General features: G+C 53.3%; 1 protein-coding gene. It reads left to right on the forward strand.

Annotated elements, in window-relative coordinates; translation table 11 throughout:
- Window positions 1-2: 2 nt before the first annotated feature.
- On the forward strand, window positions 3-979 hold a 977-nt coding region (locus tag J5M57_RS27865), incomplete at its 3' end, for a phage terminase large subunit family protein (RefSeq protein ID WP_347709678.1).

A 979-nucleotide genomic window follows, 5' to 3' on the forward strand; every position in this document is an offset into this window, starting at 1 on the left:
ATATATCGAACAGTCAGGTTAACAGGCTGCGGCATTTTGTCCGCGCCGGGCTTCGCTCACTGTTCAGGCCGGAGCCACAGACCGCCGTTGAATGGGCGGATGCTAATTACTATCTCCCGAAAGAATCCGCATACCAGGAAGGGCGCTGGGAAACACTGCCCTTTCAGCGGGCCATCATGAATGCGATGGGCAGCGACTACATCCGTGAGGTGAATGTGGTGAAGTCTGCCCGTGTCGGTTATTCCAAAATGCTGCTGGGTGTTTATGCCTACTTTATAGAGCATAAGCAGCGCAACACCCTTATCTGGTTGCCGACGGATGGTGATGCCGAGAACTTTATGAAAACCCACGTTGAGCCGACTATTCGTGATATTCCGTCGCTGCTGGCGCTGGCCCCGTGGTATGGCAAAAAGCACCGGGATAACACGCTCACCATGAAGCGTTTCACTAATGGGCGTGGCTTCTGGTGCCTGGGCGGTAAAGCGGCAAAAAACTACCGTGAAAAGTCGGTGGATGTGGCGGGTTATGATGAACTTGCTGCTTTTGATGATGATATTGAACAGGAAGGCTCTCCGACGTTCCTGGGTGACAAGCGTATTGAAGGCTCGGTCTGGCCAAAGTCCATCCGTGGCTCCACGCCAAAAGTGAGAGGCACCTGTCAGATTGAGCGTGCAGCCAGTGAATCCCCGCATTTTATGCGTTTTCATGTTGACTGCCCGCATTGCGGGGAGGAGCAGTATCTTAAATTTGGCGACAAAGAGACGCCGTTTGGCCTCAAATGGACGCCGGATGACCCCTCCAGCGTGTTTTATCTCTGCGAGCATAATGCCTGCGTCATCCGCCAGCAGGAGCTGGACTTTACTGATGCCCGTTATATCTGCGAAAAGACCGGGATCTGGACCCGTGATGGCATTCTCTGGTTTTCGTCATCCGGTGAAGAGATTGAGCCACCTGACAGTGTGACCTTTCACATCTGGAC

Source organism: Pseudomonas sp. 86_A, assembly GCF_017491705.1.
Taxonomy (GTDB): domain Bacteria; phylum Pseudomonadota; class Gammaproteobacteria; order Pseudomonadales; family Pseudomonadaceae; genus Aquipseudomonas; species Aquipseudomonas koreensis.